This window comes from Neobacillus terrisolis (genome assembly GCF_051233475.1).
Lineage (GTDB): Bacteria > Bacillota > Bacilli > Bacillales > Cytobacillaceae > Bacillus_BU.
In genome coordinates, this window is record NZ_JBKFGH010000001.1 from 1 (window position 1) to 16,421 (window position 16,421).

The 16,421-nt window shown below is 38.4% G+C and carries 15 protein-coding genes; 4 read left to right on the forward strand and 11 right to left on the reverse strand.

The features are described 5' to 3' along the window. Nucleotides 1–353: 353 nt before the first annotated feature. On the reverse strand, nt 354–1,214 hold the full coding sequence (locus tag ACI48O_RS00005) for a nucleotidyltransferase-like protein (protein ID WP_435559637.1): 861 nt from the start codon (nt 1,212–1,214) through the stop codon (nt 354–356). A 151-nt stretch (nt 1,215–1,365) separates the two neighbouring features. Here ACI48O_RS00005 and ACI48O_RS00010 point away from each other — a divergent pair, with 151 nt between their 5' ends. Continuing rightward, nucleotides 1,366–1,716, forward strand: a complete 351-nt coding sequence (locus ACI48O_RS00010; RefSeq protein WP_435559638.1) for a YgzB family protein — start codon at nt 1,366–1,368, stop codon at nt 1,714–1,716. A 61-nt stretch (nt 1,717–1,777) separates the two neighbouring features. Here ACI48O_RS00010 and perR read toward each other — a convergent pair whose 3' ends face one another. From perR to ACI48O_RS00050, 8 genes are all read right to left on the reverse strand, one after another. Continuing rightward, nucleotides 1,778–2,221, reverse strand: a complete 444-nt coding sequence (gene perR / locus ACI48O_RS00015; protein ID WP_435559721.1) for a peroxide-responsive transcriptional repressor PerR — start codon at nt 2,219–2,221, stop codon at nt 1,778–1,780. Nucleotides 2,222–2,323: 102 nt separating this feature from the next. Next, nucleotides 2,324–2,887 (reverse strand): cob(I)yrinic acid a,c-diamide adenosyltransferase, encoded by a 564-nt coding sequence (locus ACI48O_RS00020; protein ID WP_435559639.1) that lies wholly within the window; start codon nt 2,885–2,887, stop codon nt 2,324–2,326. 2 nt (nt 2,888–2,889) lie between these two features. Then, on the reverse strand, nt 2,890–3,840 hold the full coding sequence (locus ACI48O_RS00025) for a D-2-hydroxyacid dehydrogenase (protein WP_435559640.1): 951 nt from the start codon (nt 3,838–3,840) through the stop codon (nt 2,890–2,892). Between the two features lie 273 nt (nt 3,841–4,113). Further along, nucleotides 4,114–4,581, reverse strand: a complete 468-nt coding sequence (gene bcp, locus ACI48O_RS00030) for a thioredoxin-dependent thiol peroxidase (RefSeq protein WP_435559641.1) — start codon at nt 4,579–4,581, stop codon at nt 4,114–4,116. An 80-nt stretch (nt 4,582–4,661) separates the two neighbouring features. After that, on the reverse strand, nt 4,662–5,063 hold the full coding sequence (locus ACI48O_RS00035) for an ion channel (protein WP_435559642.1): 402 nt from the start codon (nt 5,061–5,063) through the stop codon (nt 4,662–4,664). 164 nt (nt 5,064–5,227) lie between these two features. Next, on the reverse strand, nt 5,228–6,013 hold the full coding sequence (locus ACI48O_RS00040) for an ABC transporter permease (protein WP_435559643.1): 786 nt from the start codon (nt 6,011–6,013) through the stop codon (nt 5,228–5,230). Nucleotides 6,014–6,016: 3 nt separating this feature from the next. Then, entirely contained in the window at nt 6,017–6,808 is a 792-nt protein-coding gene (locus ACI48O_RS00045; protein WP_435559644.1) for an ABC transporter permease, read from the reverse strand. 14 nt (nt 6,809–6,822) lie between these two features. Then, complete coding sequence (locus ACI48O_RS00050; RefSeq protein WP_435559645.1) at nt 6,823–7,833, reverse strand: ABC transporter ATP-binding protein; 1,011 nt, start codon at nt 7,831–7,833, stop codon at nt 6,823–6,825. Nucleotides 7,834–8,000: 167 nt separating this feature from the next. Here ACI48O_RS00050 and ACI48O_RS00055 point away from each other — a divergent pair, with 167 nt between their 5' ends. From ACI48O_RS00055 to ACI48O_RS00065, 3 genes are all read left to right on the forward strand, one after another. Next, entirely contained in the window at nt 8,001–9,296 is a 1,296-nt protein-coding gene (locus ACI48O_RS00055; protein ID WP_435559646.1) for a glutamate-1-semialdehyde 2,1-aminomutase, read from the forward strand. A 337-nt stretch (nt 9,297–9,633) separates the two neighbouring features. Further along, on the forward strand, nt 9,634–14,100 hold the full coding sequence (locus tag ACI48O_RS00060) for a glutamate synthase-related protein (protein WP_435559722.1): 4,467 nt from the start codon (nt 9,634–9,636) through the stop codon (nt 14,098–14,100). Nucleotides 14,101–14,296: 196 nt separating this feature from the next. Next, nucleotides 14,297–15,370 (forward strand): FUSC family protein, encoded by a 1,074-nt coding sequence (locus tag ACI48O_RS00065; RefSeq protein ID WP_435559647.1) that lies wholly within the window; start codon nt 14,297–14,299, stop codon nt 15,368–15,370. A 233-nt stretch (nt 15,371–15,603) separates the two neighbouring features. On the opposite strand, the gene ACI48O_RS00070 is transcribed toward ACI48O_RS00065, so the two are convergent. Then, nucleotides 15,604–15,936, reverse strand: a complete 333-nt coding sequence (locus tag ACI48O_RS00070; RefSeq protein ID WP_435559648.1) for a spore coat protein — start codon at nt 15,934–15,936, stop codon at nt 15,604–15,606. Nucleotides 15,937–15,956: 20 nt separating this feature from the next. Beyond that, nucleotides 15,957–16,223, reverse strand: a complete 267-nt coding sequence (locus ACI48O_RS00075; RefSeq protein ID WP_435559649.1) for a ferritin family protein — start codon at nt 16,221–16,223, stop codon at nt 15,957–15,959. Nucleotides 16,224–16,421: the final 198 nt, after the last annotated feature.

The following is a 16,421-nucleotide window of genomic DNA, read 5'->3' on the forward strand; positions in this document are numbered from 1 at the left end:
TGTATTAGGCACGCCGCCAGCGTTCGTCCTGAGCCAGGATCAAACTCTCCAAGAAAGTTGATTTAGCTCATAAAAGTTACGTTGGCTAGTGTTTCTCGACCAAAGTCGATAGCACTATAAAATATTATTGTTGACGTTTGTTTGTTTAGTTTTCAAAGAGCAATTCATTAACTTGTCGTCAAGAGGCGACTTTCTTAATATATCACACAGCGTTTTTACTGTCAACATATTTTTTAAACCGTCAACCGCGAGTGATTTTGTTTTGAATCACTTCGTTCGCAGCGACGGTTATAAATATAACAAGTATTAAATCAAAGGTCAATAGTTTTTATATATTTTTATACAATCTTTTTTTAAACCGAATAGTACCGGTGAAATATATCTTGGCCCTTCGTTTCTTTTTTAATGACTGTTATGTAGTTTTTATCAATTAAATATTCTAACAGGACGCTCAAATCAACCGAATATAGACTTAAGTCTGGATGATTTAACATTTCATCGAAAGACCAAATATCCTTCTCTTGTAGTACATCAATCAAATGAGTTGAACCCATCTCCGAACGGGAATGGATTAAGAATTCACTTGCAAGAAACAGAAGTTCTAACCTTTTCTCAATTGTTTCCTCACTGCTAATCAGTTCTTTATATAACTTATAAATTTCAGGTTCAATCTGTTTTACTTGGGTCCAAACGGTTACCTCTGGATGGAAGCCATTTTCAATAACCGACAACCTGGCCAAATGATGTAAGGAATGAACGATATGATTATAGGCATCCATATATTGATTATTTTCAAAGAATGCTTTGCCATCTAAATATCGGCGAATTAATTTTGAAAACTCAATACCCATTTTTATTTTTCGGCCATAAAACGGAAACTCCCTAAGTTCTTGTTTTAAATTGTGAATGTAGTCATTACGATCAAAGAGAACTTTTCCATTTAATATCCATTCAAGCACCTTTCGGTTTGTGCCCATTAAGAGCCAATCTTTTAATTGTTCTTCACTCACTATATTCATTGAGGCTTTTTTATCCTCATAACTATAATGCTTAACATAAAGTGGTTGCTCGGATTCTTTCGTGATAATTAATAAGACTGCATCAAAAGTATCCGTCACCGGACTTGCTTTGTCCTTCTTTTCTATTAGTAAAACACCGAGAGTATTCGCCTGACTTGCTCGCTCTTGATAAATCGGCCGAAGAATGTGTTCCATGATCATTCCTCCATAAATTTCAGATAGCGTATATATTTCGACAACTCAAAAAAAAATCCTTCCATTTGAAAAACATTTTCAGGAATACAATCATTACCACATAAATCCATTACGGTGATATAATGAATTGATGCTTTAGGGGGGAAGAAGTATGGCAAAGTATTCGAGTAAAATTAATAAAATAAGGACATTTGCATTAAGCTTAATATTTATCGGGTTTGTTGTTATGTACGGAGGTATTTTTTTTAGAAAGTCTCCTGTATTAATGACAATCTTTATGTTAATTGGATTGTTATTTATTCTTGCCAGTACCGGTGTTTATTTTTGGATTGGTATGCTTTCAACGAAAACGGTCCAAGTAGTTTGCCCAAGTTGCGGGAAAACAACTAAAATATTAGGGCGGGTAGATATGTGCATGTACTGTAATGAACCGCTCACTCTTGATCAAAATCTTGAAGGCAAAGAATTTGATGAAAAATATAATCGGAAACATTCAAATTAATTTCATAAATGAAAAAGAAAGGCTGACGATTTTATAAAATCGTCAGCCTTTCTTATTTACTTTAATGAGCTTCCTTTGCAGAGCATTCTGGACAGCTTCCGTATATTTCTAAACGATGATGACTAATTTTAAAACCTGTTACATGAGAAGCAAGATGCTCCACTTCATCCAATCCTGGATAATGGAAATCAACGATCTTTCCACAGCTTTCACAAATTACATGATAATGATGCGTGGTGACAAAATCAAAGCGGCTTGATGCATCTCCATAGGTTAATTCTTTAACGAGACCAACTTCACGAAATACTCGCAAATTGTTGTAAACTGTAGCCACACTCATATTTGGAAATTTTCCTTCTAATGCTTTATAAATGTCATCTGCTGTAGGGTGTGACATCGAGTTTATTAAATATTCAAGTATCGCATGACGTTGAGGAGTAATGCGCACTCCCGTATCTTTTAAGGTATCTAACGCTTCTTTTAGCGGATTATGTGACACCGTCATGCACCTCTTTTCTAAAAGAATTTTCACTTTATAATGGTTATAATTAGTGTACTCAATTTCAAATACTTTTGTCAATATAACAAACTTCTAAATAGAAATTGTTCATTTATTATTCAAATTTTGGTGTAATGTTTGCTCTATTGCTCCTAATTTAAAATTCACATACCTCGCCGTTACAAACAACAAATCGGACAGTCGATTTAAATATGCCAACACAAACGGATTAACGTCATCCTCAAGGCTTACCGAGCAGCGTTCTGCTCTTCTTACAATCGTTCTCGCTGTGTGAAACGCAGCGCCTGAAGGATGACCGCCTGGAAGGACAAAATTTGTTAAAGCAGGTAAATCTTGATCCCATTCATCAATCAGCTTTTCCATTTCTTCTATATCTGTTTGCTGCAGCTTCCATTTGACTTCTTTTCCTTTTGGTGTCGCAAGCTCAGCACCTACATGAAATAGAATAGTTTGTATTTTATGATATGCCGCTTCAATTAATTCTTTTCCTTGAAAATTTTCCCCTTGAAGATAGCTTAATGATAAACCGATCATGGAGTTAGCCTCATCACATGTTCCGTATGCTTCAACACGTAGATTATCCTTACGAACCCGGTCTCCGTAAACTAAGGATGTTGTCCCTTTATCACCTGTTTTTGTATATATTTTCATCGTTAATATCCCCTTTCTAGATCAATTTCGTTTAAATATCTCCCAGTATTATTCAGATAATGATGTAAGTTTTCTTTAAAGATTTCGATCGATCTTGTTAAGTAATTTTTTGTTAAGCTTGAAATATGAGGTGTGACAGTTACGTTTTTCATTACCCAAAATGGATGATCCTCGTTCAAAGGCTCATCCTGAAAAACATCCAAATAGAAGTGGGCAATCTCCTCACTTTGTATCACGTTTAGGAGGACATGTTCTTCTACCAAATCGCCTCTTCCAATATTAATGAACACAGCGGTTTCTTTCATTACTTTAAAATGGTTTTCTTTCAATAAACCTTTTGTAGCTTTTGTACTTGGAAGAACCGATACGATAAAATCGGCTTGCGGGAGAGCATCTTCCAGTTGATCTACCTTGAAAATCTGATCAACATACTCAACTTCTTTCCCACTTGTATTCACACCTATTGTTTTCATTTGAAAAGCCTTTGATAATCTGGCAATTTCTCCGCCGATTGCCCCGACCCCTAATATTAAAATGGACTGCCCAGCAACCTCTGCCATCGGTAATTTACGAGTCCACTTTTTCGCTTTTTGATTCTCCCAAAGTGTCTCGGCTTGTTTTACATATTGAAGAATAAGACCAAGCGTAAATTCAGCCATAGGCGTTTTATGTATTCCACCGGCATTGGTTACTACGATCCCTTTTTCCTTACATGCTGCGAGTGGCATTTTTTCAAGCCCTGCTGACATGACCATAATCCAGTTTAATTTTGTCGTTTTTTTGATGATCTCTTCAGTTAAATCCTCCCCATATGTGACGAAAACCTCCGCATCATAAAAAGAAGCTTCTGCAGCCGTTATTCCGTCATAAAATTCAAAATCAAGCCCTGGGAAAGCGCCTTCAATTTCTTTTATCCTCTTTTCTTGAAATAAGATGGAAGAAACGATTTTCACAAGAATACACTCTCCTATTTTTCTTTTTTCTATCATATCATCAGAAAATACTGAATTCATTTATTAAGAACTAACTTTTCCTAAAACAAATATAAAAGCGGGGCTCATTCTACTTTTTTTCACAAAAAAAGCGAATCAGTTTGATTCGCTAAAGATATATGAGGAGGTATGCCCTAATAAAATAATATTCAAGCTCATGCTTTTTGAATTGGACAGTAGCCTTGCTTGTAAAAAATAGGCTCACACCTTTTGAAAATTTATAAAAACATTATCTTATAAATTTTCTTTAATGTATTGCAATGCTTCTTCAACATGGCCCTTTACTTTCACCTTACGCCATTCCTTTATTAGCGTTCCGTTCTTATCAACAATAAAGGTCGATCGTTCGATACCCATATATTCTTTACCAAAGTTTTTCTTTAATGTCCAAACTCCATATGCTTCCGCAGCTTTGTGGTCTTCATCTGCCAAGAGCTGGAACGGCAGACCATACTTTTCAATGAAGGCTGCATGCCGTTTAAGTGGATCCGGGCTGATTCCAAGGATAACGGCATTTAATTCCTGAAACTGATTATGGAAGTCTCGAAAATCGCAGGCTTCGGTTGTGCAGCCTGGTGTCATATCTTTCGGATAAAAATAAACCACGACATTTTTACCCCGTAAATCGGATAATTTGACAGTATTTCCTTCACTAGAAGGCAGTTCAAATTCTGGTGCAGATTGGCCAACACTTATCGACATAGAAAACACTCCTATCCAAGTAATTCACTATGTCTAGCCTATCCCATTTTTTGGTGAAAAACAAATAAAAAAACCGTCTCCTATTCCCGATCAAACACTGCTCTTGCCACAAAGGCAGCGGCGATCGTATGACCAATCAACGCTTCTGTTATCGCAATCACCCTGCCAATTCCTACTGGTGTTATATCGCCATAACCAACCGAGAACAGGGTCATGCCACTAAAGTAGATAAAAGATTGCAGCCTTGAAAAAAAATTAAACGGGGATCCATCTGATGCCTCTCTTACAATATTAAACCCTTTCATATCCAGCATCATAAAAAGAAGCCCGAAGCCAATCATGATCGTAGCATATAACATGGCTAACATAAGGAAATTTTGTAATGAAACAGGTTTTCCTCTAACATCCTGCGGTAAAAACAGAACCCGTAAACTCATGCCAATACAAAGTAAAATACTGATAAATAATATGTAAAAGGTCATGGATTCTCTCCCCATTTGAAAAGACCTTACACAGTTGTGCTGGTAACTGCCCCTAAGTAGGATATATTGTTTTTTCTATAAAGAATACTCACCGAGACCTAGATGTATGCTTGCTTGTCTGCGACAAAATAAAAAAGAGCAAAGAAAAAACTTTGCTCCAAAAACTAATTTCCGGCACCACGATAGCGCTTGACCCCTTCATTCCACACAATAATTGAAATTCCAAAAAAGACAATTCCCATAATCGGTGTGAGGAAAGCATAAAAATACCATTCACTTTTCTCAAGAAAGAAGGAAGCGGGGTATACCCCAACAAAGGCAAACGGCAAAATCCACGTTAAAATAAATCGAATCACCTTATTATAAATATCAACCGGATAACGCCCGTAATTGCTAATATTGTACATCATCGGCATAATAGACGACTTCGCATCGCTCCAAAAGCTTATACATGCAATCAGCACAAAAATTCCGGCGTACACCAAAACTCCGCCAATCACAAAAATAACAAAGAGCAGCGGATCAAACCAACGCAGATCCAAATCTAACATTTTTCCAGCATAAAGCATAACCGCAATCCCGGTTAATCCACCAAATAAGGATTCCAGCTCCATCCGTTCCAAAATGATTTGAAATAAACTATGGATTGGTCTTGTCAGGATTCGATCAAACTCTCCCTTAATGATATATCGTTCATTAAAGTCCCATATGTTAAAAAAAGCTGTAAATAAAGCATAAGGAACAAGAAAGAATCCATAAATAAAGATAATTTCCTCCCTGGTCCATCCAGACAGCATTTGGGTATGGCCAAAAACCACCAAAATAAACACAAAGTTGACTGCCTGGAATAAAAAGTCGGTTAAAATCTCAACAAATAAATTCGTTCGGTATTCTAATCTAGTCTTCAAATATTGGGCGACATATTGAAAAAATATTGATATATGAAACATGTGTCACCCTCCTTGAATGATTAGCTGTTTTTTAGCAAGAATCCATAATACATAAATCGGCACGACTAAGATTCCAACCCATACAGCTTGCGAGAAGATTGCATTGATTGCTTGACTATTTGAAAATCCTCCCGTAAAAATCATACTCGGCAAATAGCTTATTCCTTGGAAAGGCAGGAATTTCATAATCTCTTGTGCCCAGCCAGGATAAAAGCTAATCGGAAGTAATAACCCAGAAAACAAGTCAATGACCACCCGTTTTGCCCGGATTAGCCCCGTATTATTATATAGGAAGAAAGTAGCAATTCCTGCCATTAAATTAATTTGCGTATTAATGAAGAAACTGAGCAAAATCGATACAAGAAACAACCCTAGCGCTGTAAAAGAAATTGAAAAATCAAGTCTAAAGATCAGCGCGACGATGAACATTCCCGGTATTGAGAAAAAGAACAAACGAAAAATCCCTTCACCCAACCCTTGCATCACTTTCATGCCTAAGTAGCTATAAGGGCGAATCAATTCAATTGCGACTCTTCCCTCCACTATTTCCATCGCCATTTCCCGGTCAAGATTGTTAAAATAGAAAGCTCGCGCCATCCATGCAACCGCAATATAAGTTGTCATTTGTGCCACCGTCAAGCCTTCTATTTCCGCTTTATCTCCATAGATGCCATTCCATAGAAAATAATAAGCACCTATATTAATACTATAAATGAGAATACCGGTATAATAATTTGTCCGATAGGCAAGCATCATTAAGAAGCGGATTCGGATCATTTCAATATATTTACTCATCCGATGCCCCTCCCTTATGCAGACCCTTTTTCATAGATGTTACGAACAATTTCTTCCGTTGACAGCTCATTTATTTGTAGGTCTTTTATCTTGTAAGATGCCACGACCTTTGCAATTACTTGGGAAATGAGCTCATCACTGTCATTTTCAGTGTGCACAGTGAAGATTTGCTTTTCGTCATCTACTTCCCAAGAAAGTGAATATGGATTGGTAATAGCTTGTAAATCTGCTAAGTCTACTTTTTGAAGGAATTGAAACTGAATGTCCTTTCCTTCGCCCCATTTTTCTTTTAAGCTTTTTAGCTGCCCGTCATAAATGATTTTACCTTCATCCAGCATAATGACCCGTTCACACAAAGCTTCAATATCCGTTAAATCATGCGTAGTCAAAAGGATTGTTGTATTATACTTCTGATTGATTTCCTTTAAAAACTCTCGAATTTTTAATTTTACAAGGACATCCAATCCTATCGTCGGCTCGTCCAAAAATAACAGAGGCGGGTTATGAATCAAGGCGGCTGCCAACTCGCAGCGCATTCTTTGCCCCAATGATAGCTTTCGAACTGGTTTATCTAGCAACTGCTCAAGATCGAGTGTTTTTATAACATGATCCATATGTTCATTATATTGTGCATCAGAAACCTTATAGACCTTTTTCAAGAGCCGAAACGATTCCTGAACGGCAATATCCCACCATAACTGTGAACGTTGGCCAAAAACAACACCGATGGTTTGCACGAACTTTTCCCGTTCTTTATGCGGGTTCATCCCGTTAACTGTGACAGTTCCTGAGGTCGGCGTTAAAATTCCGGTTAACATTTTGATTGTTGTTGATTTACCGGCGCCGTTCTCTCCGATGTAACCAACCATTTCACCTTGCTTGATTGTAAACTGGATATCATTTACGGCCGGAACCACTTTGTAATTACGGGTGAATAAATCACGGAACGCACCTTTTAAGCCAGAACGGCTCGAATATGCTTTAAATTCTTTTCTTAAATTGTTTACTATAATTGCATCCTGCATTTTTTTCTCCTCCAAAATCCGACACCCTAAATAGTTAGTGTAACGAATCACTTCTATTTATACAACCAACTTGTACCCGATAAAATATTACAAATCGGAAAACACCGTTAAAAAGATTATTTCTGTTAAAATGAGAAAGGGCAAAAAGAAAAAGGAGGTTATCAAACATGCAATTTACAAATTCTGAACGATTACATAAAGAAGCACTCGAACATATTGTTGGCGGGGTAAATAGTCCGTCTCGTTCATATAAGGCTGTAGGCGGCGGAGCACCAGTAGTAATGGAAAGAGGTCAGGGGGCTTACTTCTGGGACGTTGACGGCAACCAATATATTGATTATTTAGCTGCTTACGGACCTATCATTACTGGGCATGCTCATCCCCATATTACGGAAGCAATTAAAAAAGCGGCACAGTCAGGTGTACTATATGGTACTCCTACCCCTCATGAGGTAAAGTTTGCGAAAATGCTTAAGGAAGCCATTCCTTCCCTTGAAAAAGTTCGTTTCGTGAACTCAGGCACTGAAGCGGTCATGACAACAATCCGTGTCGCTCGTGCGTATACCGGTCGCGATAAAATCATTAAATTTGCAGGCTGTTATCACGGGCATTCCGATCTTGTTCTTGTTGCGGCAGGTTCAGGTCCATCTACACTGGGTACTCCGGATTCTGCAGGTGTTCCAAAAAGCATCGCTCAGGAGGTTATTACCGTTCCATTTAATGATATAGAATCTTATAAGGAAGCCCTCGACAAATGGGGTGACCAGATTGCGGCGGTATTAGTTGAACCAATTGTCGGCAACTTTGGAATTGTCGAACCTAAACCAGGGTTTTTAGAGCAAATAAATGAATTAACTCATGCTGCAGGAGCACTCGTTATCTATGATGAAGTGATCACAGCTTTCCGTTTTATGTATGGCGGAGCCCAGGATCTACTTGGTGTCAAACCCGACTTAACGGCGCTAGGAAAGATCATTGGAGGCGGCCTTCCAATTGGCGCCTATGGTGGACGTCTTGACATTATGGAGCATGTTGCTCCATTAGGACCTGCGTACCAAGCCGGAACAATGGCAGGTAATCCAGCTTCCATATTATCCGGTATTGCTTGTCTAGAAGTTTTACAACAAAAGGGTGTTTACGATTATTTAGATCATTTGGGATCGATTCTTGAGCAAGGTATTTTAGCAGCAGCAAAAGAGAACCAAATCCCGATTACAATTAATCGCTTAAAAGGAGCATTAACTGTCTATTTCACAACAGAAAAAATTGAAAACTATGCTCAGGCAGAAAAAACAGACGGAGAAATGTTCGGGAGATTCTTCAAGTTGATGCTTCACCAAGGGATTAATCTCGCACCATCAAAATATGAAGCATGGTTTATTACAATTGCTCATACAGTAGAAGACATCGAAGCAACCATCCATGCGGCTCAAAATGCATTTTATCAACTAGCGAATGAATAATTATACAACCTCTATTGTTAACCGGAAGGGATTATCCCCTTCTGGTTTTCCTTTATTTCACAGTGCAAACGCTTACATTTTACCATAATTTATTTATATACTCCTAATGTTTACTATCCACTTCTATGCATATTTCATTGATTTCTGAAAATTCCTATGATACTATTAAAATACCATTGTATTAATATTGCAATAAAATCCCGATGCTTGAAATTTGATCTTTTTTACGTGTATTTCAAGCCTTTTTTCTTTTTAAAAATAAAATTTTAATAAATCATTATTTTCTTTTGGGAGGTGAAACGGCTTTGTGAAGAATTCCTTAATAAAGCCGAAAAATATGAATCAGAAATGGAGTCCATCTCTATTTACAGATTTCCGTAAGCAAGAACATGATGCTTGCGGAATTGTAGCAAGTCTTGAAAAAAAGAAAATACCTACAAGGGAAAACATTTTTCATTGTATTGATGCCCTTGTTCTAATGAATCACCGCGCTGGCTTTATCAATGGTGAAGGTGATGGGGTTGGGATACATATTGATATCCCGCGCCAATTATGGAAGGAAAAATTGGCTAATACTGGAGCAAATCCGGACCTCGTTGATCAAGACGGTTTTGTAGTAGGCCACATTTTCATTACGAAAAATGCCGGACCAAAAGATATTATTAACGACCTGCAAAATAAGCTTACAAAGAGCGGTTTTGAAATCGTATTTGAGTCTGATAAAGTAACTGATTCAGCTGCTTTAGGTCCAATCGCGATTCAAGAAAATCCAGTTTTTTGGCAGTTCGCCTGTCTATCCCCATTAGCTGGTAAGGAATTATCAAAAAAGCTGTTTGAAATGACCGTAGATTTTGAAAAAAATGAAGCGGTTCATGTTGCCTCTTTAAGTCAATACATTGCAGTTTATAAGGTAATGGGTGCTGGGGATATTCTCCCTAAATATTACCACGATCTCGCTAACCCATTAGCGGCTTCAACGATTACATTAGGACATAACCGTTATTCTACCAATACTTTATCAAGCTTCTTCAGAGTACAGCCATTTGGTGTGCTTGGTCACAATGGGGAGATCAATACGATCGCAAAATTGCGCGATGAAGCAAGAATGGTTAATGTTCCTCTCGTCAAAGACGGCAGTGACTCACAGGATTTAAGCAGAATTATTGAAACATTCATTTGCCGTGATGGGTACTCATTATTTGAAGCTTTAGATGTATTATTTCCACCGATTATTAATGAAATTAAAGCGTTCCCTGATCATTTGCAGGACCTTTATACGTATATTCGTGAAGCATGGGGTCATTTTGCACAAGGACCTGCGGGTATTATTTCCCGTTTTGGTGATGAGGCAGTATTTAGTGTTGACTCACTAGGACTACGTCCGCTATGGATGCTAGAAACAGAAACATCTTACTTATTCTCATCTGAACCTGGTATCATTCCAACAACCGACTTTATGAATGATCCAAAGCCATTGGCTCCAGGAGAAAAAGTTGGATTTAAATGGAACGGGGATGAACTTCAAGCCTATTTTATGGGCGAATATCAAGCCGAAGTTTATAACCGATTCTCAGATCGTTTGAATTTCAAAGATGCACGAAAAAGAATTTTCCCTCCTAAGGCTGATAAAACTGTAACGATTAACTATCCAGCTAAAATTACCAATGGTCAATATAAAGCATTTGGTTGGGAAAGAGACCATATTCAATTAGTAGAGCAAATGGCTGAAAAGGGAATAGAGCCAATCCGTTCGCTTGGGCATGATGCTCCGCTTGCGCCACTAAATTTGGAACGAAGAAATATTCCTGATTTTATTAAAGAAAGTGTTGCAGTTGTAACAAACCCTGCAATTGACCGGGATCGCGAAACAGAGCATTTCTCTACGCGTACGATCATTGGGAAACGTCCAACCTTATTTAATCAAGAGGACGCAGGAGTAGTTGTTGAACTCACAACACCAATCTTAATTGAAGGAAAAGTTGGCTTCGACTGTTCTGAAGAACTTGAACAGCCAAGCTTCGACCAATTAGTGAATATATATCAAACTAAGAAACTGGTTTCCTATATACCGACAACACTAACAAAAAATGAGACGGTTCAGGATGCTTTAACTAGACTTACCGAAACAGCAATCGAAGCAGTGAAATCAGGAAAAACCTTATTAATTTTAGATGATGCCGACGCACATCAACAGGATTCATTCTGGATCGATCCTCATCTCGTTACATCTGCTGTCGATCAGGCGCTCGTGAAAGCTGGTGTACGAAGAGACTGTTCAATTTTGCTTCGTTCAGCTGCGATCCGTTCCTTGCATGATATTATGATCGCATTTGGATTAGGTGCCGATATTATCAGCCCTTACTATATGTTCATGACTGTTCTGGACGACTCGTTAAAAACAGTTAAAAACTTATACAGCGCTCTTACAAAGGGAATTGAAAAAGTCATTTCCACAATCGGAATCCATGAATTACGCGGTTATGGAAGATTATTTTCCGCAATTGGGTTAAATGAAGATATTGCAAATTGCTTAAATATAACCAACTTCTTTGGTTCTAAGGACCTTGCTTATAACTTTGAAGCTCTTAAAGAGGATTCCTTATTACGAGCCATCGATTACCATAATGAAAATGAACGGATTGGAAAAACGTTCAACTTGTTCCCAAGAATCTGGAAAGCAATTGGGGAGTTGGCTTCAACTGGCAGCTATGATGCCTATCGAGATAAAATCAGCGAACAAGAGGAACAGAATCCAATTTCAATCCGCCACTTAATCGGATTGAAGAAGGCTAATCCAATTGCAACACCTGACGAAGTGGATCTTCGTGTTGGCGAACATGATCTTCCATTCGTAATTGCATCCATGTCCTTTGGCTCTCAAAATGAAATTGCTTTCCGCGCATACGCCGAGGGGGCTGACCGCCTCAACATGGTCAGCTTAAACGGAGAAGGCGGCGAAATTAAGGATATGCTAGGAAAATATCCTAAAACGCGCGGACAACAGGTTGCCTCCGGAAGATTCGGGGTAAACGCTGAGTTACTCAACTCTTCAAATTTACTTGAAATAAAAATTGGTCAAGGAGCAAAGCCTGGTGAAGGTGGACATTTACCTGGTTCTAAGGTAACAGCCAAAATTGCTGAAGCAAGAAACGCTACAATCGGGTCTGACTTAATCTCTCCTTCGAATAACCATGATATTTATTCAATCGAAGACTTGGCACAAATGATCCATGAGTTAAAAACTGCGAACGATAAGGCTAAGGTTGCCGTTAAAGTTCCAATCGTGCCGAATATCGGAACAATCGCTGTTGGGATTGCTAAAGCAGGAGCTGACATCATTACATTGAGTGGTTTTGACGGCGGTACTGGTGCAGCTAGAATTCATGCTATCCAGCATGTTGGATTACCTGTTGAAATTGGGGTTAAGGCTGCTCATAATGCTTTATTGGAAGCAGGACTCCGTCATCAGGTAGAATTATGGGCTGACGGCGGTATCAAGAGTGCACATGATGTATTAAAGGTAATGCTTTTAGGAGCAAACCGGATCGGATTTGGTACTCTGTCAATGGTGGCAATTGGTTGTACTACATGCCGCGGTTGTCATTTAGATACATGCCATGTTGGAATCGCAACACAGATTGAATCTGAAGCTCAAGCAAAGGCTCATGGTTTGCGCCGCTTTGTGCCAAGACAATCTGAGTTAGCCGTTCAAAGCATTGTAAACCTGTTTACTGCATTTGGATCAGAGTTAAAGCAGTTAGCTGCATCAATCGGAATTAGAAATCTTCAGGATGCTGTTGGACGCTCAGATTTACTAGAACAAATTAAGGGAACAGATCAATTAGATTTGACCTATTTATTAAAATCATTAGACATCAGCCCGCTTAGCGCTAAGGAAGCAGTTGCTTCATTCGAATCTTCACAGCTTCAAGTAGCTGTTGGTGCAGAATATTTAGATTCTGTTGTGGCCGATTTGCATCATTCACGTGAATTTAATTCTGTTAGCTCCGAACAACGTGTTCTCGGAAGCCGGGTTTCCTGTCATCGTGTTCGAGGCCGCTTAGACGGATCCTATCATGATTTACCACCTGTCCATTTACGTTACAAGGGATCCATTCCTGGAAATGGTCTTGGTGCCTATAACTGTGATGGCATCAATATCGAAATCAGCGGCGGAGCTCAAGATGGAATCGGTAAAACATCCTTTGGCGGAAGTATTCAAGTCTTTAAGTCGAAAGGAAAAGATGGAAAATTCTATAACGGTTCTGTTGGAAAAGGCTTTGGTTACGGTGCTCAAAAAGGGCTGTTAGTTGCTCAAGGTGATGCCGATGCTCGTGCAGGAATCAGACTTTCCGGTGCAGACATCATTATCGGCGGTCAACTAAAGAAAGCTATCCCGGCCAATGAAGCTGGAAATATCGGTACGAATGCAAATATTAAAGGCTTTGCTTTTGAATACATGACAAATGGAAGAGGACTTGTCCTCGGTGACCCAGGACCATGGATTTGTGCAGGTATGACTGGTGGAGTTGTATACCTTCGTCACCAGCCAGAGTTAGGATTAACAAAAGAAGCCCTTCAACGCAGAATTGCAAAAGGGGCAAAGGTTTCGATCACTCCTTTAACAGAAAAAGGGAAAAATGACATCGAAGAATTGCTAGGTGAATATGTTCAAGCATTAAAGCTACAGGGCCAAACGGATGAAGCTGATAGTTTAGCTGCTTTATTAGTAAAACCTGAAGATCATTTTGTTCAAGTCATCCCTGTAAAAGAACAAGCGGATCCATCTGTATCAACTGAATAATTTAAAAAAACACAAGCGCCCGCAATGATTTGCGGGCGTTTTTTTTTTTCTCTATGCATTTTTCATAAAATAACCCTTGAACTTCATTATTTAACATTGTATAGTACATAATTGTTTAGGATTTACGAAATCGTAAATGATATAGGTATTTTCACCCGTTACCATTTGAAAATCGCTCTTAAGAAAGGAAAATCATATGAAGCTTGGCGCCCGCATTTTTAAAACGGGAATCGCAATTATACTTGCACTTCTTTTAGCACAACTTCTTCAAGTACCTTCACCAGTTTTTGCTGGCATAGCAGCAATTTTTGCCATTCAGCCAACTATTTATCGTTCATACTTATCGATAATTGAGCAGGTCCAAGGTAATTTAATCGGAGCCATCATAGCAATAATCTTTGTTATTATGCTCGGGAATAATGTTCTAATAATCGGTTTAGCTGCTATCATTGTCATTACAATCAACTTAAAATTGAAAATCGGAAATACAATCGCACTATCTCTCGTGACGCTTATCGTTATCATGGAAACTCCAGGGGATGAATTTATTCACTTTGCGATCATTCGTTTTTCAACCATCATGCTCGGCATCCTCTCTTCTTTTATTGTTAACTTAGTTTTCTTGCCTCCAAAGTATGAAAATAAGCTATACAACAAGGTGTCTGATGTAACAGAAGAAATTAATCGTTGGATCCGCTATAGTATCCGCCATGCGTCTGAACACAAGCTGTTAAAGCATGATATCGTAAAAATGAAAGATGAAATCATCAAATTGGATCAACTATTTCTCATGTATATGGAAGAGCGAAATTATTTCAAAAAAATAGATTTAGTTAAATCGAGGAAACTAGTTGTTTATAGACAAATGATCTCGACATCGAAACGAGCCCTGGACGTGCTAAGACGTCTCCATCGCTATGAAAACGAACTAAATCAATTGCCGTTAGAATTCCAAAATGTCGTTCAGTTACAGCTTGATTATTTAATTAATTATCATGAACAAATGCTGTTAAAATTTATCGGAAAAATAAGGACTTGTCCAAATCCTGAAACTCAGGATCAAACATTAAGCAAACAGGAATTATTTGATCAATTTTTAGCACAGCATAAGGGGTTAGAAGATCCACATTCCCCTATCCTTTTCCATTCAATGCAAATCATTGCTTCAATTATTGAATATCGCGAACAAATCGAACACTTGGAAACCTTAATTTCAAGTTTTCAATCGTTTCACAAAGAAGAAAATGAAGTTATCGTAGCTGAGGAATAATAATGGGAGGCTGTTCAATCGAACAAGCCTCCTTTTTATTTTGGCTGTGTTAAAGAGCAATGTTGATTTTGAACACTCTGTTGATTGGAGCGGAAGGTGCGAGACTCCTGCGGGAGAAGGTGTCATGGGAGACCCCACAGGCGCTATGGCGCCGAGGAGGCTCCCAGACTCCCCCGCGGAAAGCGAGCACCTGGAGCGGAAATCAACAGACAAATTTAACAGAGCCTTTATTTTTAATATGGAAATTGCGAGGAATAACCGTTAAATTGCTGAAAAGCTTGATCAATTTTTTGTTGTTCTGCTGCTTCAAGCTTATACCATCCATTTTGAAACATTAAATTATAAAGATCTCTTGCCCCTTCATGTGTTTCAGTTAATATTTGCAAAATATCCGCATGCAGGTCAATATGACTTGCTTCGCGAACGGCAATGTTTAAGCTGTCAGTAATATATTTACATGTACTAAGACCGTCATTAATGAAATCACGATCATTCATATCTGGACTTTTTACTTGCGGTAATTGACCCGTTTGGGGATTGGCGATTTGATTTTGCTGGTTTTGCATTCATTAACCCTCCTTTATCGTTACTGAACTTGTTGCGGGTTTGGTAAATTTGCTAATGCAGCATTATTATTCACCTGTAAATGTGTCAATAATTTTTGATAATGTCGTTGATGCATTTGCCCAACCTTTTCAAGTGTTTGTTTAATTTGCGCGTTTTGCGTTTGCCCTGCTAGAAAATGGAACTTTTTAAACGCAAGAAGCTCCCACGATAATATATCTTTTAAATAAAGTAAATCCTTGGTTGAAATGGCTCGCGGCGGATTTGGAATCGGAACTTGATTCTGCATGATATCGCTCCTTTCAAAATTACTGTAACATCAATTAGAATAAGCAAAATGGACGCTGATTATGTTTAGTAAAAAAAGGAGGCCATTACCTTCCACGATTCAAAGCGAAACTTTATTAAAAGCTGTGTTAAAGAACAATGTTAATGTTGAGCACTCTGTTGATTAGAGAGGAAGGTGCGAGACTCTTGCGGGAGAAGG